The organism is Bacteroidales bacterium (genome assembly GCA_031275285.1).
Taxonomy (GTDB): domain Bacteria; phylum Bacteroidota; class Bacteroidia; order Bacteroidales; family UBA4181; genus JAIRLS01.
Genome location: JAISOY010000098.1, coordinates 1 through 25,652, shown reverse-complemented (window position 1 = coordinate 25,652; position 25,652 = coordinate 1). Strand labels below are relative to the sequence as shown.

Annotated in this window: 25 protein-coding genes and 1 tRNA gene; 7 read left to right on the top strand and 19 right to left on the bottom strand. The window is 38.4% G+C overall.

From position 1 onward, the window contains the following. The 3 genes from ilvD to LBQ60_10900 form a co-directional block, all read right to left on the bottom strand. A partial coding sequence (gene ilvD, locus LBQ60_10910) for a dihydroxy-acid dehydratase (GenBank protein MDR2038420.1) occupies positions 1 to 1,553 on the bottom strand: 1,553 nt, incomplete at its 3' end. Between the two features lie 1,022 nt (positions 1,554 to 2,575). After that, entirely contained in the window at positions 2,576 to 3,073 is a 498-nt protein-coding gene (locus LBQ60_10905; GenBank protein MDR2038419.1) for a hypothetical protein, read from the bottom strand. A 285-nt stretch (positions 3,074 to 3,358) separates the two neighbouring features. Then, positions 3,359 to 3,517 (bottom strand): hypothetical protein, encoded by a 159-nt coding sequence (locus tag LBQ60_10900; GenBank protein MDR2038418.1) that lies wholly within the window; start codon positions 3,515 to 3,517, stop codon positions 3,359 to 3,361. Positions 3,518 to 3,652: 135 nt separating this feature from the next. Between LBQ60_10900 and LBQ60_10895 the strand changes: the two genes are divergently transcribed. Then, positions 3,653 to 3,727 (top strand) — tRNA-Val (locus tag LBQ60_10895). Between the two features lie 255 nt (positions 3,728 to 3,982). Here LBQ60_10895 and LBQ60_10890 read toward each other — a convergent pair. Both LBQ60_10890 and LBQ60_10885 read right to left on the bottom strand, forming a co-directional pair. After that, a complete protein-coding gene (locus LBQ60_10890) occupies positions 3,983 to 4,684 on the bottom strand; it encodes a response regulator transcription factor (GenBank protein ID MDR2038417.1) in 702 nt (233 codons plus the stop codon). Between the two features lie 5 nt (positions 4,685 to 4,689). Further along, positions 4,690 to 5,889: a HAMP domain-containing histidine kinase gene (locus tag LBQ60_10885; protein MDR2038416.1), complete on the bottom strand. Its 1,200-nt coding sequence runs from the start codon at positions 5,887 to 5,889 to the stop codon at positions 4,690 to 4,692. A 424-nt stretch (positions 5,890 to 6,313) separates the two neighbouring features. Between LBQ60_10885 and LBQ60_10880 the strand changes: the two genes are divergently transcribed. Continuing rightward, on the top strand, positions 6,314 to 6,868 hold the full coding sequence (locus LBQ60_10880; protein MDR2038415.1) for a hypothetical protein: 555 nt from the start codon (positions 6,314 to 6,316) through the stop codon (positions 6,866 to 6,868). A gap of 591 nt (positions 6,869 to 7,459) precedes the next feature. Here the strand turns inward: LBQ60_10880 and LBQ60_10875 are convergent. After that, complete coding sequence (locus tag LBQ60_10875) at positions 7,460 to 7,969, bottom strand: GNAT family N-acetyltransferase (protein ID MDR2038414.1); 510 nt, start codon at positions 7,967 to 7,969, stop codon at positions 7,460 to 7,462. A gap of 397 nt (positions 7,970 to 8,366) precedes the next feature. On the opposite strand from LBQ60_10875, the gene LBQ60_10870 reads away from it, so the two are divergent. Continuing rightward, entirely contained in the window at positions 8,367 to 8,696 is a 330-nt protein-coding gene (locus tag LBQ60_10870; GenBank protein ID MDR2038413.1) for a YegP family protein, read from the top strand. 4 nt (positions 8,697 to 8,700) lie between these two features. Here the strand turns inward: LBQ60_10870 and LBQ60_10865 are convergent, their stop codons facing one another. From LBQ60_10865 to purD, 4 genes are all read right to left on the bottom strand, one after another. Continuing rightward, positions 8,701 to 9,903: an alanine dehydrogenase gene (locus tag LBQ60_10865; protein MDR2038412.1), complete on the bottom strand. Its 1,203-nt coding sequence runs from the start codon at positions 9,901 to 9,903 to the stop codon at positions 8,701 to 8,703. Positions 9,904 to 9,936: 33 nt separating this feature from the next. Next, a complete protein-coding gene (locus LBQ60_10860; protein ID MDR2038411.1) occupies positions 9,937 to 10,422 on the bottom strand; it encodes an LEA type 2 family protein in 486 nt (161 codons plus the stop codon). A gap of 389 nt (positions 10,423 to 10,811) precedes the next feature. Continuing rightward, positions 10,812 to 11,795 (bottom strand): hypothetical protein, encoded by a 984-nt coding sequence (locus tag LBQ60_10855; protein ID MDR2038410.1) that lies wholly within the window; start codon positions 11,793 to 11,795, stop codon positions 10,812 to 10,814. A gap of 17 nt (positions 11,796 to 11,812) precedes the next feature. After that, positions 11,813 to 13,087, bottom strand: coding sequence for a phosphoribosylamine--glycine ligase (gene purD, locus LBQ60_10850; protein ID MDR2038409.1), 1,275 nt, complete (start codon positions 13,085 to 13,087; stop codon positions 11,813 to 11,815). A 168-nt stretch (positions 13,088 to 13,255) separates the two neighbouring features. On the opposite strand from purD, the gene ruvX reads away from it, so the two are divergent. Further along, a complete protein-coding gene (gene ruvX, locus LBQ60_10845; protein MDR2038408.1) occupies positions 13,256 to 13,678 on the top strand; it encodes a Holliday junction resolvase RuvX in 423 nt (140 codons plus the stop codon). A 29-nt stretch (positions 13,679 to 13,707) separates the two neighbouring features. Here ruvX and LBQ60_10840 read toward each other — a convergent pair whose 3' ends face one another. From LBQ60_10840 to larC, 3 genes are all read right to left on the bottom strand, one after another. Continuing rightward, positions 13,708 to 14,526, bottom strand: a complete 819-nt coding sequence (locus LBQ60_10840) for a 1-acyl-sn-glycerol-3-phosphate acyltransferase (protein MDR2038407.1) — start codon at positions 14,524 to 14,526, stop codon at positions 13,708 to 13,710. Between the two features lie 27 nt (positions 14,527 to 14,553). Beyond that, positions 14,554 to 15,720 carry an OmpA family protein gene (locus LBQ60_10835; protein ID MDR2038406.1) on the bottom strand — a complete coding sequence of 389 codons (1,167 nt, stop codon included), beginning with the start codon at positions 15,718 to 15,720 and terminating at the stop codon, positions 14,554 to 14,556. A 103-nt stretch (positions 15,721 to 15,823) separates the two neighbouring features. Beyond that, positions 15,824 to 17,098, bottom strand: coding sequence for a nickel pincer cofactor biosynthesis protein LarC (gene larC / locus LBQ60_10830; GenBank protein MDR2038405.1), 1,275 nt, complete (start codon positions 17,096 to 17,098; stop codon positions 15,824 to 15,826). A gap of 275 nt (positions 17,099 to 17,373) precedes the next feature. Between larC and rpsU the strand changes: the two genes are divergently transcribed. From rpsU to raiA, 3 genes are read left to right on the top strand one after another with little or no spacing between them, the layout of a single operon-like run. Beyond that, positions 17,374 to 17,565, top strand: coding sequence for a 30S ribosomal protein S21 (gene rpsU, locus LBQ60_10825; GenBank protein MDR2038404.1), 192 nt, complete (start codon positions 17,374 to 17,376; stop codon positions 17,563 to 17,565). Between the two features lie 41 nt (positions 17,566 to 17,606). Then, on the top strand, positions 17,607 to 18,482 hold the full coding sequence (locus LBQ60_10820) for a tyrosine-type recombinase/integrase (GenBank protein MDR2038403.1): 876 nt from the start codon (positions 17,607 to 17,609) through the stop codon (positions 18,480 to 18,482). 12 nt (positions 18,483 to 18,494) lie between these two features. Beyond that, positions 18,495 to 18,794 carry a ribosome-associated translation inhibitor RaiA gene (gene raiA / locus LBQ60_10815; protein MDR2038402.1) on the top strand — a complete coding sequence of 100 codons (300 nt, stop codon included), beginning with the start codon at positions 18,495 to 18,497 and terminating at the stop codon, positions 18,792 to 18,794. Positions 18,795 to 19,240: 446 nt separating this feature from the next. On the opposite strand, the gene LBQ60_10810 is transcribed toward raiA, so the two are convergent. From LBQ60_10810 to LBQ60_10785, 6 genes are all read right to left on the bottom strand, one after another. Further along, positions 19,241 to 20,311 (bottom strand): hypothetical protein, encoded by a 1,071-nt coding sequence (locus LBQ60_10810; protein ID MDR2038401.1) that lies wholly within the window; start codon positions 20,309 to 20,311, stop codon positions 19,241 to 19,243. Positions 20,312 to 20,461: 150 nt separating this feature from the next. Continuing rightward, positions 20,462 to 20,995 carry a hypothetical protein gene (locus LBQ60_10805; GenBank protein MDR2038400.1) on the bottom strand — a complete coding sequence of 178 codons (534 nt, stop codon included), beginning with the start codon at positions 20,993 to 20,995 and terminating at the stop codon, positions 20,462 to 20,464. 325 nt (positions 20,996 to 21,320) lie between these two features. Continuing rightward, positions 21,321 to 23,552 (bottom strand): carbohydrate-binding protein, encoded by a 2,232-nt coding sequence (locus tag LBQ60_10800; GenBank protein MDR2038399.1) that lies wholly within the window; start codon positions 23,550 to 23,552, stop codon positions 21,321 to 21,323. Between the two features lie 5 nt (positions 23,553 to 23,557). Beyond that, positions 23,558 to 24,646: a hypothetical protein gene (locus LBQ60_10795; protein ID MDR2038398.1), complete on the bottom strand. Its 1,089-nt coding sequence runs from the start codon at positions 24,644 to 24,646 to the stop codon at positions 23,558 to 23,560. Between the two features lie 64 nt (positions 24,647 to 24,710). Further along, on the bottom strand, positions 24,711 to 25,103 hold the full coding sequence (locus LBQ60_10790) for a hypothetical protein (protein ID MDR2038397.1): 393 nt from the start codon (positions 25,101 to 25,103) through the stop codon (positions 24,711 to 24,713). Between the two features lie 30 nt (positions 25,104 to 25,133). Continuing rightward, positions 25,134 to 25,652: hypothetical protein (locus LBQ60_10785; protein MDR2038396.1), on the bottom strand; the 519-nt coding region annotated here is incomplete at its 5' end.

Genomic DNA, 25,652 nt, shown 5'->3' with positions numbered 1-25,652 from the left:
GTTCCTACGGAAAAACGGCCATCGGTGATCAAAGCACATTCCTTTCCCAGATGACGGGACTTGATATATGAAGTAGGATATAACATTTCCTGCATCCCCGGTCCTCCTTTCGGCCCTTCGTATATAATCACCACCACATCACCGGCGGCTACCTTGCCTCCCAATATCCCGTCACAGGCCGCTTCCTGAGAATCAAAGACCCTGGCTGTACCTTTGAAATACAATAAGTTCTCATCCACCCCTGCTGTCTTTATCACGCATCCGTCCTGCGCAATATTCCCTTTCAGGACGGCCAATCCTCCATCCTTGCTATATGCATGGGCCATATCCCGGATACACCCGGATGTACGGTCTTTGTCCAATTCAGGATAATAAGTATCCTGAGACCCCAGCTCAAGGTTGAAACGATTAGCCGGAGCGGCTTTATAGCCGGTTAAAGCGTCAGGTTTAACTTCCGGACTTAAAATATCATATTGGCGGATGGCTTCTGCCAGTGTAAGTCCGTCCGCACGGTTTACGGAAGTATCAATCAGTCCGCCTTTGGCCAGTTCACTCATGATCGCAATGATCCCTCCGGCCCGGTTGACATCCTGGATATGGTATTTCTGGGTATTAGGCGCCACCTTACAAAGGCAGGGCGTTTTTCTCGAAAGCACATCAATATCATCCATCTTAAAGTCAACCCCTGCTTCCTGTGCTATCGCCAACAGATGCAATATGGTGTTGGATGACCCCCCCATAGCAATATCTAAAGTCATGGCATTCAGAAATGCCGCACGCGAAGCGATACTACGCGGAAGAACACTTTCATCGCCGTCCCGGTAATACTTATAAGCATTATCTACGATCAGTTTGGCTGCATCCTTAAATAACTGCTTACGTCTGGCATGGGTGGCTACAATAGTACCATTGCCCGGTAATGCCAGGCCTATGGCTTCATTGAGACAATTCATAGAGTTCGCTGTAAACATTCCCGAACAGGAACCGCATGTAGGACAAGCCGCAACTTCGAGGGCTTGTACATCTTTATCGCTTACATTGTCATCAGCAGCTTTTACCATCACATCGATCAGGTCATAAAAATGATCATTGAGCTTACCCGCTTCCATTGGGCCTCCGGAGACAAAAACAGCCGGTATGTTCAGCCGCATGGCAGCCATCTGCATTCCCGGAGTGATTTTATCACAATTACTGATGCAGATCATGGCATCCACCTTGTGCGCATTACACATATATTCCACGCTATCGGCGATCAGGTCACGGGACGGCAACGAATAAAGCATGCCGTCATGTCCCATGGCTATCCCGTCATCAATCGCAATGGTATTGAATTCCGCCGCAAAACAACCCATTTTTTCTATTTCACTTTTTACAAATTGCCCGATCTCATGAAGGTGTACATGACCGGGGACAAACTGTGTGAATGAATTAACAACAGCTATAATGGGCTTCCCCATTTGTTCGGGTGTCATACCATTGGCACGCCAGAGGCTCCTCGCTCCGGCCATCCGCCGGCCATGTGTGCTCGCTGCACTACGTAATGGATTTTTCATTTTTATGTGTTGAAATATTTAACTGATCGTTTATCACTATTTACAAAAAAGCCCTCCCCGCCTGATGCGAGAAGGGCTTCTATATGTTTGTCGATATTATTAATACACCATTCTCACATCAGTTCTTACTAATGAGCACCACCACGACTAGGCTGACAATGTGAGAAATAGATATTAAATTCATATTCTTAATTTCAATTACTTATGGAGACAAAAATAGTATTTATTTTTTATATACAACCTAACAAATAAATTTTTACACGATTTTTAACCCAATCATCGATTTTTCACATTCATGGTTAATGATATGTAGAAGTCTTATTTCTATATGTACTATCAGGTGCATATAAAAATAACCTTGATTATTCAGGCTGCTTTTTTAAATTTATATATGATGGAGTATATTATAATAGAGACAATTAACTTATGTAGTACCCAGTAAAGGGCAAAAATATATAATATGATGTATGATTATTAAGCCGTTTCTATCACAAGTTCATGCAGTTGTTATGGTTTATTAAGCTTCTTTACAAGAAAGGTCAGAATACCATAAACAACTAATCCCATGAGTAAAATCATAGCGAATGGGATAGGCTGATTAGGGTCTCTTGAAGACAGATTAATAAATTCCATAATTAATGAACCTGCAAATAGACTTATTATAGCTCTGAACCAAGTTTTTCCTAAAAGCTTCATAATTTAATACACAATAAAAGATAATATTTTTTAACCTTGCCAAGATACAAAACAGCTCCTACATTTTCTAATCCTTTTTTCTTTTAATAGGAAATTTTAATTTCAGAATCTAATTATCTTCATAATTGATATAATTTAAAAAATCACCTGTCAACAAAAGACCAGCTTTGTACTAATATAATTCATGGATTATTTCTATATTAAATATGCACATATATCGTGAAAAAGTATATTTAGTTAACATTTCTTTATATCAGACTAAGTATACAGTTCAAAAAAACACAAATACTTTCTTATATAAATACTAAAAATAATTATGTTTTTATCTATTGCTTCAACTGCTGATAATATGTTTTATATTTCTTTTGTGTCAATATCGCTTTTGCTTTTTTCTTATCAAGATTCCCATCCTTATTGATTTGGAATAATTTATTATTTCTGAAATATAATTTTTGAGGTGGAACCTTACGATTTTGACCTCCTCCAGATAGGGTTGATACTATAAATTCTAAATATTCAATTCTATTGGATATCATGTCTGAAGATAACACTAATGAATCTCTCATAATTTTATTGTCTGAATTTCTGATTGTTAGAGTATCTTTAATTATAATTGGCATTAAATAAATTGTATCATTTGACACTCTCCACTTTCCTTTTGTCCAACTGCCTGCTAAATCAAAATTCCAAGTATGAATAAATGAAGAATCATTCAAAAAATCAATTTCTTCACCAAAGCTGTTATAATAAATTCCAGAAATACTTTTCTGTCCAAAACAAAGTACCTGAAAACTTATGATAAAAACAAAGAAAACCCTTCTCATATTTATTAATAAAGATAACAATCGAATTATCATCACAAAACAATATTTGTATTTTGGTCAAATATACAAAACACCTACGAAGAAATGTACATTTAGTCCTTTTATAAACGTATCAACTAAGTGTACAATTCTCAACCTGCGCAAATACTTTATATAAATAAAACTAAAAGTAAATGCGCAATCCTTATTTAATTATCCATTTTACCCATCTAAGAAGCCGCATTAAAGGTGTTTTATATCCTTTTAGACAATCCAGTATCAAAATTATTTGTCTTAAAAGCAGCCTTAGCTGGTCTTTGCATAGGCGGTATTATAGCCGCATTGTCCTAAAGGTTGATTGGTAAATTCAATTACTTTTCCATCGTTATTACACCAGTTCAATATGGCTTTTCCTGTATCAACAGTGGGTATAAAATCGGATTGTTCACTTGTAACAGATGACATTAACTGTTGCATTCATGTGATTTCTGGTTTACATGCCCCCCCTCTGAAACCCCAATAAAATCATCTCTATTTAGTCCATTTTCAAAATATTTTTGCGTATTCAAATCCTCTGTATTACCTTTGCAATCGCATAATGGGTTGTTAGCTCAGTTGGTTTAGAGCATTACCTTGACAGGGTAGGGGTCACTGGTTCGAATCCAGTACAACCCACAGGAATACAAAAATTTGCAAAAATAAAACTGCAAAAACCGCAAGATCAGTCGCTTTTAAATTTTACTTCTAAAATTTAAAAGCTTTTTTTATGGTTATCAGGAAAAAGTAAAATTATCTCAAAAGGAATTTTCCGATGACCAAAAAGAAGAAAACAGGAAAATATTTTGACGATTGAGTCATGCATTCTGCATTTATAGAATTACAGTGTCTTTGAATTTAAGTTTTACAGGATTTCATTGAGCATACTGTATATTATTTGACTTTTAATGTATCTGATTGCCGGATAACTAAACTATATCCTAATGCATAATCATTCCTGATTTCGATGTTTTTGTCTTTAGATAATGATTTTCTTAGGTTCGAAATATGCATATCAACAGCGCGGGAATCATTGTTTTTTTGTCCCCAGGCAAATTCAAAAATTTCATCCCGGGTGACAGTCTTACATATATTCTGATACAGGAAATGGAGTATTTTTCCTTGAAGAGATGTCAACACCACGACATTCAATTGATGATCAGAAAGTTCCAGAGTGAGACTATTAAAAGTATATGATCCGATAGAATAAATACTGTTATTTTGCACAACATTCTTTTTTAATCGGCATTTTATACGTGCCAGTAATTCAACAGGCTCAACCGGTTTTCTTATATAATCCTCAGCCCCCAAATCAAAAGCTTCAACTGCCGATGTCGTATCATGACGCCCGGATATAAACATAACCGGTACATTACAGTTTTCTTTCTGCAACATCTTTGCCAGTTGAAACCCGTTTATTTCTGGCATTTCAATATCAAGAATGATCAAATCAGGATGTATCTCATGAATTGAGTCATATGCTTCACTCCCATTATACACCGTATGTACAACCAGTCCGTTTTTTTCCAGATATTTTTTTACGACCTCACACAAATCAAGGTCGTCATCCACTAACAATATGGTGTTTTGTTCCATGATTTTTATTTTGAGGGTATTTTAATAATAAACTCACAACCCGTTTCGATATTGCTGTTTAAGGTGATATCTCCTCCATGAGCAGCACAAATTTTACTGGCATAGCTTAGCCCTAAACCAAAACCTTTCACCGAAGAGGAATTGTTGATACGGAAAAATCGTTGAAATACTTTTTTCTGATACCGGGTAGAAATACCCTGTCCGTTATCTCTTACGGCAATACAGATATAATGCTCTTCCTCAAAAAGGCGAATTTCAACCCTGGCTTCCGAACCGGAATATTTAATGGCATTATCTATCAGATTATGAATAACCTCACCTATATGTAACCGGTCAGCGTATATTTCAGTTGGCTTTAATTGATTATCGATAGAAATTTCTACCTTTTTGGGCGGATTGATTAAAAAATCGTTTTTTATTTGCAGTAAAACAGGCATTAAATCAAATTCAGTACAATTCAGATCAATGGAATCCTGCCCGGAGGCTAATTCCAGATTATCGAACAGTCGACGTAATTTACGGATATTACTCTCTATCAGTTGCCGGTAACGAAGCAATTCATCCCTGGTAGTATCTTCATCTATCAGGAACAAAGATGTTTGAAGCACGGAAAATGGCGAACGCATCTGATGTCCGGTATGGCGGATGTATAACCGGAGATTGCGGTTATCTTTCCGTTGACGGAAGATGATATGCAATACAAAAAGAAATGTAAAGACCAACAATAGAAACCATGGAAATCCTATTAAATAGGCAGTGATTAAGACCCAAAGGTTATCGGGCTGAGGTATTGCAATCCCTTGGATGGCACGTCCGGACAGGTCATTCAACGAGAACTGTTCTGTCCGGATCTCATTTTCTCCGGCTGATATGTCTGTTCCTCCTGATACTATAGTATAAAGAGACATCCCAGGATACTTCAGATGCATAAAATATTTGTAAACACTGTCAATCATTGCAATATCCGGTCGGATCAATTCTATTGATTCATTTGGAATGGTTTCATTCATGATAGATTTACTCAAATGAATGAACCTATGTTTTAATTCTTCATTCAATGCTTGTTGAAGCATCAGGGTGTTGGCCTCTTTTATTGTATCCCGTTTTTTATGGTTGAAATAAAAAACTTCAAAAAGATGCCCCATCGTTAGGTAAACAATTACAAAACATATAAGAATAGTGACAACTTTTATTTTTCGTTCCATAAAAACAGGCAAAAATTTATATTTTTGTATTTATATTCATTAAAACTATCATGATCTCTGTCATATTAAGTAAAATCGGTCCTTTCCAAAAGATGATCATCGTTGCGACTGGCTTGATCCCGGTTATTATTCTAACTGCTTTATTGATATGGTTTTTTGTTCGCAGGAAAAAGCGCAAACGTAAGAAAATAAATTTTTAAACTGCCTTTACAATCTTTTACAATTCCTTACATATACTGACACTTTAGCCTGATAAAAGGAGATATCTTTGCTTGTATTTATTTCAAAATAGTATTAATTAAATACAAAGATAAAAAAGAAATGCATAATAAATCTTAACAATAATTCCTATCAATCAGCCAATTATGCAAAAACTCCTGTCGTAATATTGGAATTATTAGTCATTTAATAGAAAATATATAAAATGAAGACAAAGATATTCAAATTAAGTATGAGCGATAAAATTGTTCCGAATATTCTTTTTGTATTATTGTGTCTTGGTATTTATGTAATATACTATATACTAGAAAAATACTTATCAAACCCCAAAATAACAATCTTTATTTTTTATTCATTATTATTTATAATACTTTTTCCTAAGTGGTATCAGTATTTTATTAAAAAAAATAAAATCATTCTAAGAAAATTTAATCTATTTGAGGTAATAACAGCAATCATAATAATAATTTATTATTGTGCATTTACTCAACTACAATGGATAGGAATTGGATTTATACCATTAGGGATTACCTGGATGTTTGATTCTATAACTTTTACCGATACCGGAATTAAAAAATCAGGATCTTTTTTAAAGACATATTATTCCCAATTTGCATCATTCGAAATGACAGAAACAGAAATCAATTATACAACAAAAAGTGGTGAAAAATATAACGCCAGGATATTTAAGCCAAGCATGAAAACTAAATCATATATTTTGAGAAAGATAGGTCAACAAAAAAATTATCCCAATGAATAATTTATATGCTGTTCTATTAAGTAAAGTAGGCCCATTCCAGATGTCTATTATTATAATTGCACTTTTAGTACAGATTGCCATAGTAGTATTTCTTGTCCTTTGGATAATAAAAAGGATAAAGCGTAAAAATCAAAATCATACAGGTATAAAAACAGGTGATTGACCCGAAAAAAAAACATTCATTTCGTTAATACATAATGTAACGTGAGTTCGACATAAGCAATGTTCATCGAAATACCGTAAGTAATTGATTCTTCATTCTTTTTGACGCCGCAAAAAGAATCAAAAACGGCTTGACGCTAAGAACTCGCTCCGCCTGACGGCTTTGCTCAAACAGCTTAGCGCCAGTAAGGCGCCTGCAGCAATTATTTACGGGCAAAGTTGCCCGGCCATAGTTGTACACAGACAGTGATATTATGCTTATTTTGTGCAAATTAACCTTTGTCTTTAGGTCGAGCTCAGATTAATGTAAGGCCTGATTTTGATACTTTTTGTTTAGGTACAAAATCGATCATTACTATGAATACTTAGGTAAAACAGCTGAAAATTATGCTCTTTTCCTAAAAACCACATTTCCCATTTATCTATTATTTATGTCTTGATCAAGACATAATAATGTAAATCTATCACCACATTATTCTTTATCGCTGATTGTTTTAATACCGCTTCCTTCTCAAAACCAGCCTTTTCCAAAACTCTTTGGGAAGCCGTATTAAATTCAAAAACAGGAGCATAAAGTTTTCTGATCGAAAAATGTGAAAAGGAATAACCGACCATTTCCTTCACAACGTTTGTCATGATTCCCCGGTTCCAATAGTTTTCTCCGAGCCAGTAACCTATTTCTGCAGCGATTCTTTCTACATCCGGGTTCAATACTATTCCGATTCCACCAACAGCTTTTCCATTTATCTCTATTGTCAAATCCGTCAAAGGTTTCGGTTTGGCAGCTACCATTTTTATGAATTGTTCTCCGTCTTCAATGGTGTATGGAAAAGGGAAGGAATCCCTCACGTTGTTCCAGATTTTTATATTGTTCGCATTTTCGGCAAGTGATTCTTTATCCGATAATTTCCATTCTCTTAATGTAAATTTACTGTCCATTTTATTTCCATTTCCTTATCAAACAAATATAGTGAAAGGTGAGGGCAATTGTAGAAAGTATGCTTTCGAATAATTGCCGAACCGCATCCTATATTTAGCAAATATAGTGAAAACCGAGGGAGAGTGTTGAACTTGTTCGTAAACTTTACCGAGGTGCATCCTATATTATTCAAAAATAGTAAGATTCCCCATATATAATTATCCATTTTTTCCCTGCTTATATCAGACATGCGCTTCCGTCCATTATATTTTCCTGAATTTTATTACATCTTTATCAGGTAATGACCTGTACGGCAATTTCAACCTATTTCCCTGATTAATATTTCTTTATATAAATGGCCTAACCAATAAACAAAATCCGATGTTGTTTGTTAATATGTGTATAACATCAACGATTATGGGTACATTTCAAATCAGAAAGAAAAATAACGGAGGGTTCCAGTTTAACCTGAAGGCTAACGACGGACAGATCATCCTGATGAGCGAGGATTATCCGCTCAAAGTTTCATGCATTGACGGAATACAGTCAGTAAAACGTTTTGCAATGTCGGACCGCCAGTTCGATAAGAAAACATCTGTCAACGGTAAATATTATTTCAACTTAAAATCCGATAATGGAAAAATTCTTGGTGTAAGTGAAATGTATGAAACCGAAAAATCCATGTATTATGGCATTGAATCGGTAAAGATCCATGCACCGACAGCACCATTGGAAGATTTAACGTAATTACCTAAAAGGCAGCCATTAGTAAATGGATATCCTGACAAGGAATATCAAACATTGTGCTGATATGCGAATCCGTAAGAATTCCGTTGAACAGGTAAACACCATTACGTAGGCCTGCGTCGGCCTTAAACCAGTTAACGACACTACCCTGCTGTCCCATTTCAATAACCATGCGTGAAACGATATTACTAATGGCCATTGAAGCAGTGCGGGGAACAAGGGAAGTAATATTGGGTACGCAATAGTGTATCACGCCATGCTTGACGATGATCGGATTATTTATATTAAGGATTTCAGACGTTTCGCAACAACCTCCCTGGTTAATGCTCAGGTCGACAATGACCGTTCCCTGTTTCATGGTAGCCACCATATCTTCACTAATGAGGTAATGGTAACCGTTTCCTTCCATATAGCAGGCACCGATCAGAACATCTGCCGATGTCAGTGCCCTGTTAAGTACCTGTGGGTGCATCACGGATGTATACAGCCGTTGTCCCAGATTATTCTGGATACGTTGCAACCGGTGGACTGAGTTATCGAATATCCTGACATATGCACCCAAACCCAATGCGGAACGGGCAGCAAATTCAGCCGCAGTACCTGACCCGATAATGATCACTTCTGCCGGATTCACACCGGAAACGCCACCCAACAAAATACCTTTGCCATTGGTCGACTTATTGAGGTATTCAGCAGCAATCTGTATAGAGGTACTACCGGCAATCTCACTCATCATCCTGACTAAAGGATAACATCCGAAACGGTCTTTAATAGTATCGAAGGATATGGCCGTAATCTGTTTGTTCATCAACATCCGGATATATTTTCCGCTCAGTTGGTAAATGGGAAGGAAAGAGAACAATAACTGTTTTTCTTTCATTAATTCTATTTCTTCAAAGGAAGGAGGAGTGATCTTCATCAAGATGTCAGCCCGGTATACATCTTCACGACTGACAATATACGCTCCCATATCACTGTATTGAAGGTCGGAATAATTACAATCCAATCCGGCATTCCTTTCCACCAGCACATGGTGTCCATGTTGCGTCAACAGACCTACGGTTTCCGGAGTCAGGACGATCCTGTTTTCACAGGAATCGGATTCTTTAGGTACCCCTATCAATAAACTTTTACGGTCACCTTCCACTCTTAAAAGTTCTTCCTGGGGCATGAGCGTTCTGTCAATAGAAAAATAGAATGATGGCATGATATTAAAGTTTAATTACCTGTGAATTCCAGATCATTGAAAAGTGACTTTATCAATAGAAATTGATTTATGGTAGAAGAATGATTTTACTTTTAATGTTCCGGATAAACTGAGTTTTTTGGTATCGTTCATCAAAAGACGATACAAAGCATTAAGGTTGGTCTGAAAATCATTCATTTGGATAGCAATATGAAAAGTATAGTCTTTGGTCGTTCTTCCTTTCAGGGCAATTTGTTCCATTTGGGTGATAGTACCTATCACCTGGTCATTAAGCATCAAATGCATATTTGCTTCTTTTACTTTTACTGCAAAACGGTTAGGATTGCTGATCACGGCTTCTACTTCCAGCCGTAAAACCATATCTCTGAATTCCCGGTAAGTAACATCTGTGATGGTACGTAATTCTATATTTTCGAACAAGGTACATCCCGAAAATAATAACGGGAAACAAACCACCGCAAAAACAAGGTACTTTTTTAAGCCGGACCACTGAAGATAAGGCAATAACTGGACTGACATGTATTTTATATTATTCAAATATAGTGGAAGCCGAGAGGCAAAATCAAACTTACTTGAAATTTTGTCCAAGGTGCATCCTATATTATTCAAATACAAAAGTAACAAATCTTCGGACTAAAACTATTGATAACCTATCCCTATAAACATTTAAGAACTGCTTTTTTGTATAAACAGAAAGCAATTTGCCTACCATAGCGAATGGTTCATCCAGAGTAGAATGATCCGGATTATTTCCATCCGGTAGACTGTCTGTCAATATAATTACCCTCATCGTCGGGAGAAGTTCCATCAGTTAATATTTTAAAGGTTACTCATTAGTTCATCACAATATGATCCGTCAAAAGTGAACAAACAATCCTTAATTCAATCAATTTGAAAAAGTCGTATTCCTAATTGAGATATATCAGCTGGGCAGTCAACACACCTGCAAAAAGCAGCCATAAAAGAATATTCCCCCACCGGAGGGAACGAACGTTCACCAGATAATGCGACAGGAAAAAGGACAAGGGAAAGGCCAGCAGGTACCAGGCCAGGGGAAGGGTATCCGGAATAATAGCTACCATAATAAGAATAACAATGGAAATAGCAATCAGGGTATAATAACCATTCCTGATGATGATTTTCCTGGAACCGATATAACGCATCAGATGTCCGAAAGTAATAATTCCTACGACGGTACATACCCCAAAAAAGATCATCGTGGATGGTAGTAATTCAGGAATATTCCTGTGAATGGAAAATATATCTTCAAGGAAAATAAAAATAGCAGTATAATTATCCTCCAATAGGTAATACCAACAAAAGAGCAAAAAGAAAGGAAAAATAAAGCCGATCAAAGAAAAAACCCATTCACGCCAATAGCCAGGCCGTAGAAAAAGAATGGAAAACCATACGATCACCATGAAAACATAAGCATACTGGTAAAAAAAGGTGGCTACGGAAATGAACAATGGAGCAAGAAAATACCCATAGGATAAATTTTCACTTCTATAAGACATGATCAGCTGTATAAATGCAAGAATCAAAAAAATAGTAGCAATAATTACCGGATTGAGCTGATGTATGGAAGGAACCCCACCCACCAGCAGTATATAACACAAGGCCGGCATATATGATATCCTGTCTATCAGGTGTAAGCGGTTATTTACAAATATCAGCATCAATGCTCCCAACATACTCAGTATCCATCCGCACCAAACAGACAGTTCCGGCTGGTTATCCATCCATCCGTCAATAGATTGGAACAAGAATGTTCCATACCTGTTTTCATTCACCAATTTCCCTTCAAGTAAGGTATATATCCACGTCAATCCTCCCAGCAGGAGGATCACGATCAGGACAATGGTTTTTGAAGAACGGAAAAAACGGAGCATGATCTTTTATTAAGTATTTATTTCTTCAGGTCGAATCCTATGTCTTTCCTGTAATTTTTACCTTCAAAACGTATAATTTCCGCATTACGGTTGGATTTTTCCAGGGCATCTTCCATATTATCCGCCAATCCGGTAACGGCAATGACCCTTCCACCCGAAGTAAGCACTTGTTGCTTTTCTAAGGAAGTACCGGCATGAAATACCATACAGTCTTCCGTTTGTCCTAATCCCTCGATGATTTTTCCTTTTTCATAGTCACCGGGATATCCTCCCGATACCAACATGACTGTTGTGGCTGCCTGTGAGCTAACACGGACCGTCTTTGATCCGATATTTTCCGAGGCTACCGCCTGCAACAACTCCAACAGGTCTGATTCGATCCTTGGCATGACCACCTCTGTTTCCGGATCGCCCATACGGACATTATATTCTATGACTTTCGGTTCTCCCTGCACACTGATCAGCCCAAAAAAGATAAATCCCTTGTACGGAATACCATCCTTGCGAAGACCCTCTACCGTTTTACGTACAATCCGGTCTTCCACCTTGTCCATAAATACCTTATCTGCAAACGGGACAGGCGAAACAGCCCCCATTCCTCCAGTATTCAGACCTGTATCCCCCTCTCCTATCCGCTTGTAATCTTTGGCTTCGGGAAGAATGACATAATCATTTCCATCGGTCAGGGCAAATACGGACAACTCGATTCCAGAAAGAAACTCTTCAATAACTACCTTTTTCCCGGCGTCACCGAATTTTCCGGAAAACATTTCATGTAATTCAGCAAAAGCCTTTTCAGGTGTATCAACAATGACTACACCTTTTCCGGCAGCCAACCCGTCAGCCTTCAGGACATAAGGAGGGGAAAGACTCCGGATAAAATCATGGGCTTCCGTTTCCTGTTCTTTTGCAAAACTCCGGTATGCTGCAGTAGGTATACCATGACGCGACATAAATTCCTTGGCAAAATCCTTGCTCCCTTCTAATTGTGCTCCCTGCTTCGATGGGCCGATCACGGAAATATGTTTTAATTCCGGATGTCCGGAAAAGTAATCCGATACACCTTTAACCAAAGGTTCTTCAGGACCGACCACTACCATACTGACTTGTTCCCGTACTGCAAATTGTCCCAATGCTTCAAAATCATTAACGCCGATAGGGACATTATTGCCTACCTGAAAAGTACCGGCATTGCCGGGAGCAATAAACAAATGTTGTAATTGAGGACTTTGTGCTAATTTCCACGCTATAGCGTGTTCACGACCACCGGAACCGATCAATAATATATTCATGAATAATGTTGCTAAAAATGTAATGCAAAAATAGATATTTAGGAACAAGTTACAAACATAAAAATAAATAGACCGGACAAATATTATTCGTAAGATTACGAATGATTAAAAGCATATCGTTTTTCCCGGCAAAAACGGTAATTTTGTTCCATCAATAAATCTAATTAAATGGGACGTATTTTGGCCATCGATTACGGACGTAAACGTACGGGATTAGCGGTTACCGATCCGTTGCAGATCATTGCCGGGGGATTGGAAACGGTATCTACGGAAAAGATCTTGGACTGGCTGGCTGCTTATCTGTCAAGAGAGCAGGTGGATACTATTATCGTAGGTTGCCCGACCATGCTTGACGGAAGTGTTTCAGACACCATGACCCAATATGTTACTCCTTTTATCAACCGACTGACAAAGCGGTTTCCGCATATGAAAGTGGTACTGGTGGATGAACGCTTTACTTCCAAACTGGCAGTCCGTGCTATGATTGAGGGAGGAATGAAAAAGAAGGACCGGGAAAATAAGGCCAATGTAGATAAATTAAGCGCTACTATTTTACTTCAGGGGTATCTCGACCAGATAAAAGGATTCTAGGAGTTGTTTCTATCCAGGAAAACATCATATCACCGCATAGCATATACTTTATCCTTCAACTCATCAGCCCATTGAATATAGCTTTTTGACGGATCGAATGTAGCATATGGGATCACTTCACCAACTGTCAGACGTAAATGCCGGCCTTTTTGCTTAAAAAACTCATCTACCAGGAATGTCATTTCTATGTTTGCTTTTACCCCGAGTGATTTACGGATATTGGCCAGATTATAGAAAAAATTGGAATTCCGGCCTTCAAAATAGATGGGTACAATATCCCTTTGGTATTGTATGGCTTTTTGAACAAAACTCTTGTTCCATTTCGGATCGATAATCTCTCCTTTGGTTCTTCTGGAGCACAGGCCTGCCGGGAAATTAAGGATCTGTGCATCGCTGGAATAAATTTCATCAATTTTCCGGGCATAATCCGCCGATTGTCTCCCGTGTTTATTTACAGGAACAAATATAGGTTCAAAATTTTTCAGGTTCAGCAATAAATCATTAACAATAAAACGGATATCGGGGAAAACAGAACCGATGGCATCCATCAGCACCAGGCCATCGAAACCACCCAGAGGGTGATTGGAAACAAATATATAACGGCCGTCTTTGGGTACGTCCTCTAACCCTTCAATCGAATAGGTTACATCCATATCTTTAAGGATACTACGGACAAAATCCAAACCATACTGGTCCCGGTAATCATAAATGATCCTATTCACCTCGTCCTGATGGATCAACCTTGTAAGATACGAAACGACAAAACCGGGGAGCATCCTCAACAGTTTGGGATTCTTTTTGCGGATTACCTCCCTGATATCTATAAACTTTTCCGGCGTTTCATTCATGATACAAACGACAACACTTTATTTCGATCAATTTTGTATGTTATTTTCCTTCAGGACAAATTCAACCCGCCTGTTCCTGCTTCGTCCTTCCTCAGTATCATTGTCTGTTATTGGTTGTTTGGTACCTTGTCCGACATATTCCACCCGTCCTTCTTCGAGCCCATTCACCTTCAAATAATCAGCTACGGCCTTTGCCCTGTTCTGAGATAAGGTCAGATTGTAAGCTTCTGTTCCAAGATTATCCGTATGCCCGGTAATGATGATATGGTATTCCGGATGTATTGTTAAATATGCCAACAACTTATTTAATTCATGGTATGATTCAGGAAGCAACTCAGCTTTGTCAAATTCAAAATAAATATTCTCCAGTATATGTATTTCTCCTGCTTTAGGTGCCCATACTTCTCTATATGGAACCACCGATACGTCATCCACAAAATAATAACCCAGTTGTTTTTCATTGCTCCGGTATATTTTGGCCAGTGGACGATAAGACCGTATAGTTTGCACCAGGCTGTCATGGTAAGGATAAAATCCACCGATGGCAATATACTGTTCCCCGCCTTTTGCTTTATATATCCCATTGATGGAAACCCAATCTGTCGTATCAGTCAGAAAACGTTCCGGTGGATTTTGTATCTGGGGCGGACTGTCCAGAAGAAAATTCGAAATCTGCATCAAGTTATTCATTGACGCACGAATGGCAATTTCGGAAAAATACATTCCAAAATAACGGGTACCGACATTACTGGAATCCGACAGGCTAACGAAAAATTCCGCCTGGTACAATGAGTCTTTTTCTAAAGGTTGGGTAAGTTTCACAGATAATGCCTCATAACAAAAAGAAATCCCTGCATAGGCATCTCCTGTATGGGGTTCCTGATAACCAAACATACTCCGCGGTACAGAAAAGTTCTGGATCTCTTCATAAGGAAACTTGCGGATATATTCAAGAGTTTGATACACATTGGCACAACGATGAAAATAATCGGCAGAAAAATTGGGAAACAGGTTCCATGAAACGACACCACCGATATAATCAGCATCTTTAGGACAAGCCCTGGTTTCTTCAAAACTAGGGTTAGGTACCAGGTTTTCCCCGGTAACCACATAATCCTGCCCCATCCCTGTCATTACACATACAAAGACAAATAAGATCAAAAAAACGACGGATATTTTTTTTTTCCTTGTCAAATTTTTATCTGGTTCTTTTACTCATCACAAATATCTGCAAAAATGGTGCAAAAGCTTCTTTTTTGCAAGTATTTATGTAAAGAAAGAACATCTGTTGTGTTAATTATTCTATCTTTCGATAAACATAATCATATACTTTTTCAATGCTAATCTGTTGATTACGTGCTATAGCGGCACAGTCCTCATATTCCGGTTTCCGCCTTATCGCTTGTCCCTTATAATATGCTTTTTTCACACGAACCTTTCCCCAGGGTGTGTCGATTGTTTCTATTTCGCGGGCCAGCATTTTCTTTTTCACAGTGGAATAACGTATACCCAATGTCGATGTTTCTGTAAACAATATATTTTCAATGATGGATATTTTTTCAGGAGGACAAAGTACCGAAAGTAATACGGCAGGCCTGGATTTCTTCATCATGATAGTCTTCAGGAATACATCATCGGCACCGGACTCGAAAAGCCGCTCCATTACATAGGAATAACGTTCCGGGTTCATATCATCTATGTTACATTCCAACACAAGCGTATCCGTGATCTCCGCGTCATCTTCAACTCCTGTTTTCCCCGTTTCACAGATACAAACACGAAGTACGTTAGGGATATCCGTATCCCGATGCCCGATGCCATATCCGGTACGGTTGATGGTAAAAGCTATTTTATCAGTAAACTCATCGGCCAATGCAGCAAGGATCGCTACACCCGTCGGTGTGGCGGTCTCAAATGGTACAGCTCCTAATTTCATCGGCTTACCCTTCATTATTTCAAGGGTAGCTGGCGCAGGTACGGGAAATGTCCCATGCGCACAATTGACAAAACCACCGCCCATTTCAACAGAAGAGGATATGATCCGGTCGGGTTTCAGATAATCAATACAAATAGCGGCGCCGACTATGTCGACAATAGAGTCGACAGCCCCGACTTCGTGAAAATGCACTTCTTCAACCGGTTTTCCATGTATTTTACTTTCAGCCTGTGCAACAAGCCTGAAAATATCCAGACTCATTTTTCTTACATTCCCTGATAGTCCGCTACCATTAATGATATGTTCGATATCATACAGGGTACGGTGTTCATGATGTTCATGGTGGTTTCCGGACTTGCTAAAAATATATTTTGGGCCGTTATGAGGATGCATGGTTCCGGTATTGGGAAGAATATGCGTATGTCCGTGTTTGTGGTCCTCTTTCAGGATAACATCTGCCCTGGTCCCGGTAATACCTTTGCGTTGGTCTTCTGAGAAACGTATCTCATACCCGTCGATATTCAGTTTTTTTAACTCCTCCAATAAGTATCCAGGTTCTACACCGAGATCGATCATCGCCCCCAGGTTCATGTCTCCGCTTATTCCTGAAAAACAATCATAATACAATATACTCATCCTGTATTTATATTTAAGTAATATAAAATAATTAATGTCATATTTGCTGAACGTAATCCATTTGATCAATGCCACTTAAGAAAACAATAAATAGCACTGAGTGCTTAATAAATGTTATACCATTCTAAAATCACAAACATACATATTCTTTTGGCAGTTCATCCCTACAAATAAATAAAACCCGATTATTTTTGTGGATAAGGAAGAAAATAATTAAATTTGCGGCCTTTAACATAAATATATTTATAAGTAATTCAATAACAATTTTTTATTTTATGATCATTGTCCCTATCAAAGAAGGCGAGAACATTGAAAGAGCGCTAAAGAAATTCAAAAGGAAATTCGAAAAAACAGGTATCGTTAAAGAGATACGTGCACGTCAAGCATTTGAAAAACCTTCCGTTAGAAAAAGAGAGGAACGGAGGCATGCCGTTTATGTACAAAAAATGTTTCAATCACAGGATTAAGCCAAGGCTCATATTCTTTGTTAATAACACTGTGAAGGGATATGGAGCATACCGAATCTTATATACATTACCTGGAATATGAGAAACGGTATTCGCTTCACACAATAGCAGCATATCGCAGAGACTTGTCTCAGTTTGACGAGTTCCTGCGTAATAACGACCATTCAAGTCCGGATATCGATTTCAAATTGATACGGCGTTGGGTGGTGTCTTTGGTGGCTGAGGGGGATTCTTCCCGAACGGTCAACAGGAAAGTTGCTGCTTTACGTTCTTATTTTAAATACCTGATGAAAAAAGATCTGTTGGAAATCAATCCGATGGATAAAGTCGGGTTGCTGAAAACAGATAAAAATCTGCCGGTTTTTGTCACCACTGAAAAGATGGATGATATCCTGGATGAAAACATTCCGGATGAAGATTTTCCGGAAATGCGGGACAGGGTGGTTTTAGAGTTTTTTTACATGACGGGAATCCGGTTATCGGAATTGATCCATCTCAAGGAAAATGATGTTGATCTTAACGGCATGACCATAAAAGTACTCGGCAAACGGAACAAAGAACGGATCATTCCCCTTACACCTCCGTTTTGTGATACGTTACGATCTTATCTATCCCTGAAAAGAATAACCATTCCGTCTACAGATTTGTTATTTGTATTAAATAATGGTAAACCACTATACGAACGTTGGGTGCAGCGGCTGACAAACAAAAAATTAGGCAGTGTTACCACGCTGAAAAAGAGAAGCCCCCACGTGTTGCGTCATAGTTTTGCCACTAATGTCCTGGATAACGGTGCTGATCTTAACGCGATAAAAGAAATATTGGGTCATTCAAATCTTGCAGCCACACAAGTATATACGCATAATAGCTTGAAACGGATAAAAAAAATATATAAACAAGCCCATCCACGGGCATAAAATATAACGTCTATGGATATAAAGATTAATTCGGTACATTTTGATGCCGACCAGAAATTAATTGACCATGTCAATAAAAAAATCAGCAAATTAGGACAGTTTTTTGATGGGATCATTGGAGCTGAAGTTTTTCTCCGTCTGGAAAATGTGCAGGACGACGAAAATAAAATAGCAGAGATCCGACTACTGATTCCTGGCAGCGATCTTTTTGTAAAAAAACAATCTAAAACCTTTGAGGAAGCTGTGAATAAAAGTGTGGAAACGCTTAACAGGCAAGTAACCAAGCATAAAGAGAAATTAAGAAACCAATAGTTTCTCTTACACCCATAAAAGCCAGATAATGTGATCATTATCTGGCTTTTTATTGTGGAAAGTCAACCGCTTTTACACTTTAGCAAAACTTTGCAGTACATTTAACATCACATAAATGTAATATCAATGAACTCTTCAATTTTCATTTTTGAGTCTACTTAATTATCTCCAATATCAAGAACATGATTTCCCCGATCTATTGATACCTCAATAACATGATCAAAATCATTTATTCCATCTTTCACCAGAAACAACTCGATTACTAGTCGCTCCTTATCTCTGACAACACTTTGGCAAGGGATATGTATTCTATCCGCTCCAATAATTTCAGGTATAATTCCTTCCTGAAAATCTGCACTTTTTGGTGTTATTACTTTAGCAACATATAGTACTTTTTTAAATTGACCCTCATTTACAAAAAGGCTTCAATAAAGATTTCATATCTATTACTGATTTTTTTCACCATAATTACTGATTTTTTTCGCCCTGATCCCTTTCTCCACTAGCTTCCAACCTTTTGCAGTGACGATACTGGAGTCACAATCTGCCGAACCGGGATTATCCAGAATAAAAATGCCCTTTATTCCTTTTTTTCCTTCATATGTAATCACATTGTCGTGCAGTGTATCAAACAGATTATTCAATGCATCGGCTGTAAATTGGTTGTTGGTACACCACAAGCTTTCCAGCACCGTGTTGTTACTTACATCCAATGCGGATAACCGGGTGTAGTCACACCATAATTTGGTCAGTGCAGTATTTCGGCTTACATCCAATTCTGTTAATCGGGTATACGAGCATTCCAGACACTCCAGCGCCGTATTTTGGCTCACATCCAATGTGGTTAACAGGGTATGGTCACACCATAATTCGGTCAGTGCAGTATTCCGGCTTACATCCAATTCGGCTAATTGGGTATACGAGCAATCAAGATATTTCAATGCAGCGCTATGGCTTACATTCAATTCGGTTAATCGATTACCGCTGCACCGTAATCTGGTCAACGCCGTATTTTGGCTCGCATCTAATGCAGTTAACTGATTCTTACTGCACCACAATATTATCAGCGCCATATTTTGGCTCACATCCAATGTGGTTAATCGATTACTACTGCAATTCAATTCTGTCAGCGCCGTATTTCGGCTTATATCCAATACAGTTAATTGATTATCGTTGCATATCAATTTTGCCAGTGACGTATTTCGACTCACATCTAATGCGGTTAATTGATCATCCTGACAATATAAATCCGTTATGTTTCCTCCGGTTATTGTAATCGTTCGGGGTCGTGTGCCGGAATAATGATGCTCATTGTATACGACAGATGCTATTTTCACCGTCTCCTTTTTCGACCCATCACCCCAATCAATGGTTGCAGTTCCTGAACCATTCAATCCAACCCGCACAATTGAAGTACGAGTGGTCATGGTTATCACTCCGTCAACGCCTTTCATCTCTCCGTACACCAAAGCCGGAAGCATCAATACAGCGATGAATAATATTTTTACTCGGTTCATTTTTAATATCATTTGATTTGTTATGAATAACTTTAGCCTTCATTCTTGTGCTGAAAAGAAACTGTCCCCGGAAGAGTGAGAGATATGAATAACTGTTTTGTTCATATTTATCTCCTTCTGAGGGCAGCAACTTATTTGTATAATAAACTGTTACTTACAACGATAAAGGTACACAATACCTGCAGCACCAGAACTATATTCAACAGTAAAAGCGGAATTTTGACTGAATGCTGTCAATATATATGCATCTGGGGTACGGGGCGCAGACCCACCCGTCCATGTATTAGACATATTAAATGGTGGGCTATCGGGTAATTTCATAGATGCATTGGCTGTGGCACTATATCCATCTGAGTAAAACTGAAGTTCGTAAGTGCCGACCTCCCGTAAGACAATGGTTTGCAATGGATTACCAGAAGATATAGAATACGTTCCAACTAAGACTTTATTATTAGACTCGTCTTCACTACCACTTTTCAGCCGTACAGACTGATCAAGGTTAGAATAATCTATTTTTCTTACTTCAACGTGGCCTTCCGTTTCTGTCTCTTTCTGACATCCGACCAACACCCCTGCAATTGCAATCACTATTATAGATATAATAATGCTTAATTTTCTGCTCATTACATTTTTTTTAATGGATTCAGGCTCCATTATTTTACTTGAATTACTGAACTGCAACATAAATTTTATTGTTTTAAAATTAGATACTAAACCTCTTCAATCATTTCTGCATCGGCTTGGCAAGCCTGCAATAATAAAGCTTGTAAATGATTGCCGCCACGGCAGGTGGTACAACCATGTGTCCGCAACATTTATTTCTTGTCTTTGCCGTTATTTTTTCTTTTTAGAAAGGAGTATGTGTGGTACGGGTTGCGCCGAAAAACGATTTCCGTTACCACTTTTTCTCCTTCAGGTTAATTATGATTTGTTATTTTTTATAATATATTTTTATATTTTTTTGCCCTGTATTTGAATCCAATCCGCCTTGTGATACCAAACCCCTTTATTATTGATACGTGAATTTCAGGTTCCTTAGATTCATAGAGACAGGCGTACCAAAATAGAATCTTATCTGATGCGTACCTTCACTAAGTCTTACAGGATGTTGTATGTCAAACCAGTTCCAGATAGCCCATCCCCCTGTTTGTGGTATGGATACCGGACCGGTTACATTAATACCGTTCAATTCAATATGACAAACGCTTGCACCGGTACAGGCTACTTCTGCCGATATGAGATACTCCCCGGCATCCTGTACTTCCAGCGTATATATCAACCATTCGTCAGAGGCAATGTATCCGATGCCTAACAGATCGGATTGAATATCAACGTCCGGACTATTGCTGTCGCCGCCATCTATCCGATAACTGACATTGTGATTGGCTGTCGGTGTTGTGTCGTAATAGGCATTACCCTGACCGCCTTTGTCAAAATCCACACTTTTCAATATGCACGGAGTAGTGGCAGAGAGGATATGCGGACCATTAAATGGCTTGGTTTCCCACTTCCTCTCTTTTTGATACGTGAATCTAAAATTCCTGTAATCGAAATTTGCAGCATCAATACAGAATTTTATCTTATGCGCACCTTCAGTTAACGTAAGAGGCTGGGACAGAAGAAACCATCGCCATGAACCATAACCACCGGTAGATCCATAAGTAACCGGCTTCATCACAACGCCATCCACTTCAAAATGAATGATGCCCTGTCCATTTACCGCTACTTCCGTCTCTATAATGTAGTTTCCCGCATCCTGCACTTCTACCGTATAGAACATCCATTCGCCTGCAGCATTATATCCGATGCTTTTCCCATCGGGTAGAATATCAACACCCTGAAAATCACTATCACCGCCGGTGCTCCGGTAAATAGTGTCGCCGGTGGTTTGCGGCGTTGTGTCGTAATATGAAACGCCCAGACCGCCTTTGTCGAAGTCTGTACTTTTCAGGGTATAGGAAGCAGCCGCAGATAGGATGTGCGGTCCGTTGAAAGGTATTGTTAATTTCTCTGCATCGGGCTTGATAAACCGGCAACTGCCGTCTTCGTTCAATAGAAAGGGATACGAAGCCGGAGATTGCACACCATTGTTGTAATAAACAGGAAGATAGTAAATATTTTTACCTGCGGATAGAAATTGGATGGAATCGCCGGTAACCACGCCCCAACCAACAGGATGCCACACATCCCCCTGAAGGATAGCCAAAAAAGCATATCCTGTTTTGTTCAAATGACTGTTCAGTAATGGAACCCGTATATCTGCACTTTTCCCATATTCTGCGGTTACATCAATCATGCCATTTACATCCTTCAGTAATGGCGGAATGTTTACAGCATCTGTGGTTACATTCTTCTGATTGGCATATACATGGCGATATATTTTAGCGATATGAAAATCCGTACCCTGATGCGGTTCACCGGGATTTGATTGTGTTCCCATAAAAGACACGTGAACAGCACTGTCGTACACACTGTTCCACGAGTGGCCTGCCTTTAATTCGACATATTTGGGCGTAAAATCATAAGTGACGGGAATACCCAATCCACGCATCACAAAAATCGTTAAAGCGGACATTCCGTCACAGGTGCTTCGCGTGGTAGCCATCAATTGTGTGTAATTCATAGGCGGAAAATCATTATCCATCCTAAAGCGGGGCAGTCGGTCATTCACTCTGTTGCATGCCTCAACAACAGTGATGGACGTGTCTTCGCCGAATGTTCTGTAAAAATCTGCAAAACTGGCAAGTACTTTTTCACGCCAGTTTTCTAATGGTTCGGTACTCACTCGATAGGGCAGTATTTCTTCACAAAAAATATCGAACGGGATATTTTTTCCCCATGGCATTTCCCGCCACACCATAAAGGCAAGTTCAATGTTGTTGATCAGATATTCTGCCGAAATATGCGTTAAGTCGTGTTCGATCACCGGTTCGTCCATTTGGTAAGTATCCATTACCAATCTTTTGTCCGATGAACTGGTCCACCGCAACATCACCGTGGCCACATCGTTCCATGGCGCATCGTAATACTCCGAGTATTTGCCCGGCATATTAGCGATCAGAAACCCGGCTGCCTTCAGTTTCAAGCTGTCGGCAGGGTTTCTGCCGTAATGCTTCAGTACACGTTCCAGTTCAGGCCTGTTACTGCCGGCCTGTTGCAGGACATATTCTATCTCCGGAGAATAGCCCGAGGTACAGGAGAATAAAAAGAAAATGGGAATAATAATAATGATGTAACGCATCGTTTTTAAAAAATTTGATTTAACCCTGCGGCTGTATACCATTCCATATTTTTATAGGAATCATTCAGATCGTTCCGGACAGGATGGGGAATGTAACAACTCAGACCACAATATGTGGTTATAGCATAGCTGTCGATAAACCGGGCGGTATTGTCTTTGTACAGTATGGTTTTGGCAAGTTGTTCCGACAAGTCGCTTTTGTCCATATCCGAAAAAGCCTTGTCCAAAAAATCAAGAAAATCAAAAACATACTGCTCTCCGTATACATCTAAACGTTGTACGGATGTCCGGTCAAAAGTAGACATGTCGAACTTTTGTCCGGCAATTAAACGGTTAGTTGCATATGCCAGATTTTCCAGTTCTTTTGTATCAATAACCGTTACTGTAGCAGAACTGTATGCTCCGGGTAATTGCCTGTAGAAATCAATATATGCCGTGGCTGCCGTAATAAGATCCGGAACCGGCTTTGTTATTTCCGGGATAATTTTATCGTACGGAAACCCCGTATACACTATCTCTGTGGATGAAGCAACAATAAAATCGGCCCGGTTCCTCAATCCATAGGCGACCTCGACAGCGCCCATCAGGCAGGCGTCAAAAAAGATAAAATCGAATCGTATCGGCAATATTTCTGCAAGTTCGCTGACATTAATCTGCCTGCCGTTATCTTCCCCGAATGATTTCAGCGTACTGCCCGCTGGAAGCCAGGATGTACCGTGCGACCACAATACCAGCCCGTAGCTTTCAGCAGGGTACATGCCGATAATGTCATTCAACACCATTTGCATATTGCCGGCATCCGTTGAAACAAATTCCGGATAGGACTTTACCCGGCTTTCGGCGTTTCTTCCTATTTTCAGGATATAAGGCGCAGCACTGGCAGGATCGACAAAGACTATCAGGTTGGTTGTGTTTCCCGAAAAGCCTTGCTTCATTTCTTCGATATCCTCTATAGCATCGTATGACAGGTCGTTGTCGGCTGCCATGTAGACAATGATAGTACGATGGGACAATTCTTCAGGTGATTTCTCTTTTTGACATGCACACAAGCACACTATAAGGCATGTTTGTATAATAACATTGATAATCTTCATTTACAATATATTTAAACATACCCGGGGGAAACCATTTTCACCTGGGTATGTTTTTAAAGACAATTTAACGAAACATTAGAAACATAAAATGCAAGAAAGCTACATCTTTGTCATCTTTAATGAAAAGATTATAATATGCGAGAAGTCCATTAAAAATATAAAATAAAGAAGAAATTATGTCAATAATCTCATTATCGGGAATATATCTTTTAACGACTGTGAAAGACAAAACCGAAGCCAACACACAATTTGATAAAAATATAAATATAATTGTTTTGGGTTTGATACTTTTATATTTAAATATTTCTAAAATCGGTTTTATTGGGAAGAAATAAAAAGATAAAGAAAGAGAGGTTATCATATACAGGGTTACATTGCCAATACCTTTATTCAAAAGAAAATAAAGAATTGCACATATTAATACCCAAATAATTATTCCTTTATTGGTTATTTTCATATCTTTATTATTATAAGTTTGTTCTTAGGATTATAAACAATCCCAAGAACATGAAGCATACCAAACAGCTAAATTTCCAGGAAATCCAGCAGCAAACTCCAATATATCAATCCAATTTCCATCAAAAACATTATTTAATTTTCCAGCCATACATTTATCTGTACAAGATTCAAAATCTCTAACGCCATTCCCAAAACTTTTCCAAAAATCACCCCAAGCACTACTTTCATTTCCAGATTTCATTCTGGGAGAGATTGTTTTTCCAACATTATCACTATATATAAAAAAATACGTATCTCTAAATAATGTTAAAAAAGAAAGGCACCGTTCTTTAGAAAAACTATCTATACCCATTTTTTCCACTTGTTCTATATAAAACTGGATTACAAGAACTTTATTTTTACTTTTATTCATGGAGTTGAAAAAACTTTTTAGCACTTTTGTTTCGGCATCTGATAAAATATCACCCTTTTTAAATGGATAGTTATTTATTCGTTTTTCGATTGCCGGTACGTTTGAAATATTACTACTTTTTAGTTTTATTTTATC

Bases quoted from the DNA above. Each gene is read 5' to 3' on its own strand.
- LBQ60_10865 (MDR2038412.1), bottom strand. From the start codon at position 9,903: ATGCCATCATTCTATTTTTCTATTGACAGAACGCTCATGCCCCAGGAA.
- LBQ60_10790 (MDR2038397.1), bottom strand. From the start codon at position 25,103: ATGAAAATAACCAATAAAGGAATAATTATTTGGGTATTAATATGTGCA.
- LBQ60_10855 (MDR2038410.1), bottom strand. From the start codon at position 11,795: ATGCTCCGTTTTTTCCGTTCTTCAAAAACCATTGTCCTGATCGTGATC.
- ruvX (MDR2038408.1), top strand. From the start codon at position 13,256: ATGGGACGTATTTTGGCCATCGATTACGGACGTAAACGTACGGGATTA.
- LBQ60_10800 (MDR2038399.1), bottom strand. From the start codon at position 23,552: ATGCGTTACATCATTATTATTATTCCCATTTTCTTTTTATTCTCCTGT.
- LBQ60_10860 (MDR2038411.1), bottom strand. From the start codon at position 10,422: ATGTCAGTCCAGTTATTGCCTTATCTTCAGTGGTCCGGCTTAAAAAAG.
- LBQ60_10875 (MDR2038414.1), bottom strand. From the start codon at position 7,969: ATGGACAGTAAATTTACATTAAGAGAATGGAAATTATCGGATAAAGAA.
- LBQ60_10890 (MDR2038417.1), bottom strand. From the start codon at position 4,684: ATGGAACAAAACACCATATTGTTAGTGGATGACGACCTTGATTTGTGT.
- LBQ60_10900 (MDR2038418.1), bottom strand. From the start codon at position 3,517: ATGTCATCTGTTACAAGTGAACAATCCGATTTTATACCCACTGTTGAT.
- LBQ60_10870 (MDR2038413.1), top strand. From the start codon at position 8,367: ATGGGTACATTTCAAATCAGAAAGAAAAATAACGGAGGGTTCCAGTTT.
- LBQ60_10820 (MDR2038403.1), top strand. From the start codon at position 17,607: ATGGAGCATACCGAATCTTATATACATTACCTGGAATATGAGAAACGG.
- LBQ60_10795 (MDR2038398.1), bottom strand. From the start codon at position 24,646: ATGAAGATTATCAATGTTATTATACAAACATGCCTTATAGTGTGCTTG.
- LBQ60_10840 (MDR2038407.1), bottom strand. From the start codon at position 14,526: ATGAATGAAACGCCGGAAAAGTTTATAGATATCAGGGAGGTAATCCGC.
- LBQ60_10880 (MDR2038415.1), top strand. From the start codon at position 6,314: ATGAAGACAAAGATATTCAAATTAAGTATGAGCGATAAAATTGTTCCG.
- LBQ60_10885 (MDR2038416.1), bottom strand. From the start codon at position 5,889: ATGGAACGAAAAATAAAAGTTGTCACTATTCTTATATGTTTTGTAATT.
- LBQ60_10805 (MDR2038400.1), bottom strand. From the start codon at position 20,995: ATGTTGCAGTTCAGTAATTCAAGTAAAATAATGGAGCCTGAATCCATT.
- rpsU (MDR2038404.1), top strand. From the start codon at position 17,374: ATGATCATTGTCCCTATCAAAGAAGGCGAGAACATTGAAAGAGCGCTA.
- purD (MDR2038409.1), bottom strand. From the start codon at position 13,087: ATGAATATATTATTGATCGGTTCCGGTGGTCGTGAACACGCTATAGCG.
- LBQ60_10810 (MDR2038401.1), bottom strand. From the start codon at position 20,311: ATGAACCGAGTAAAAATATTATTCATCGCTGTATTGATGCTTCCGGCT.
- raiA (MDR2038402.1), top strand. From the start codon at position 18,495: ATGGATATAAAGATTAATTCGGTACATTTTGATGCCGACCAGAAATTA.
- LBQ60_10905 (MDR2038419.1), bottom strand. From the start codon at position 3,073: ATGAGAAGGGTTTTCTTTGTTTTTATCATAAGTTTTCAGGTACTTTGT.
- larC (MDR2038405.1), bottom strand. From the start codon at position 17,098: ATGAGTATATTGTATTATGATTGTTTTTCAGGAATAAGCGGAGACATG.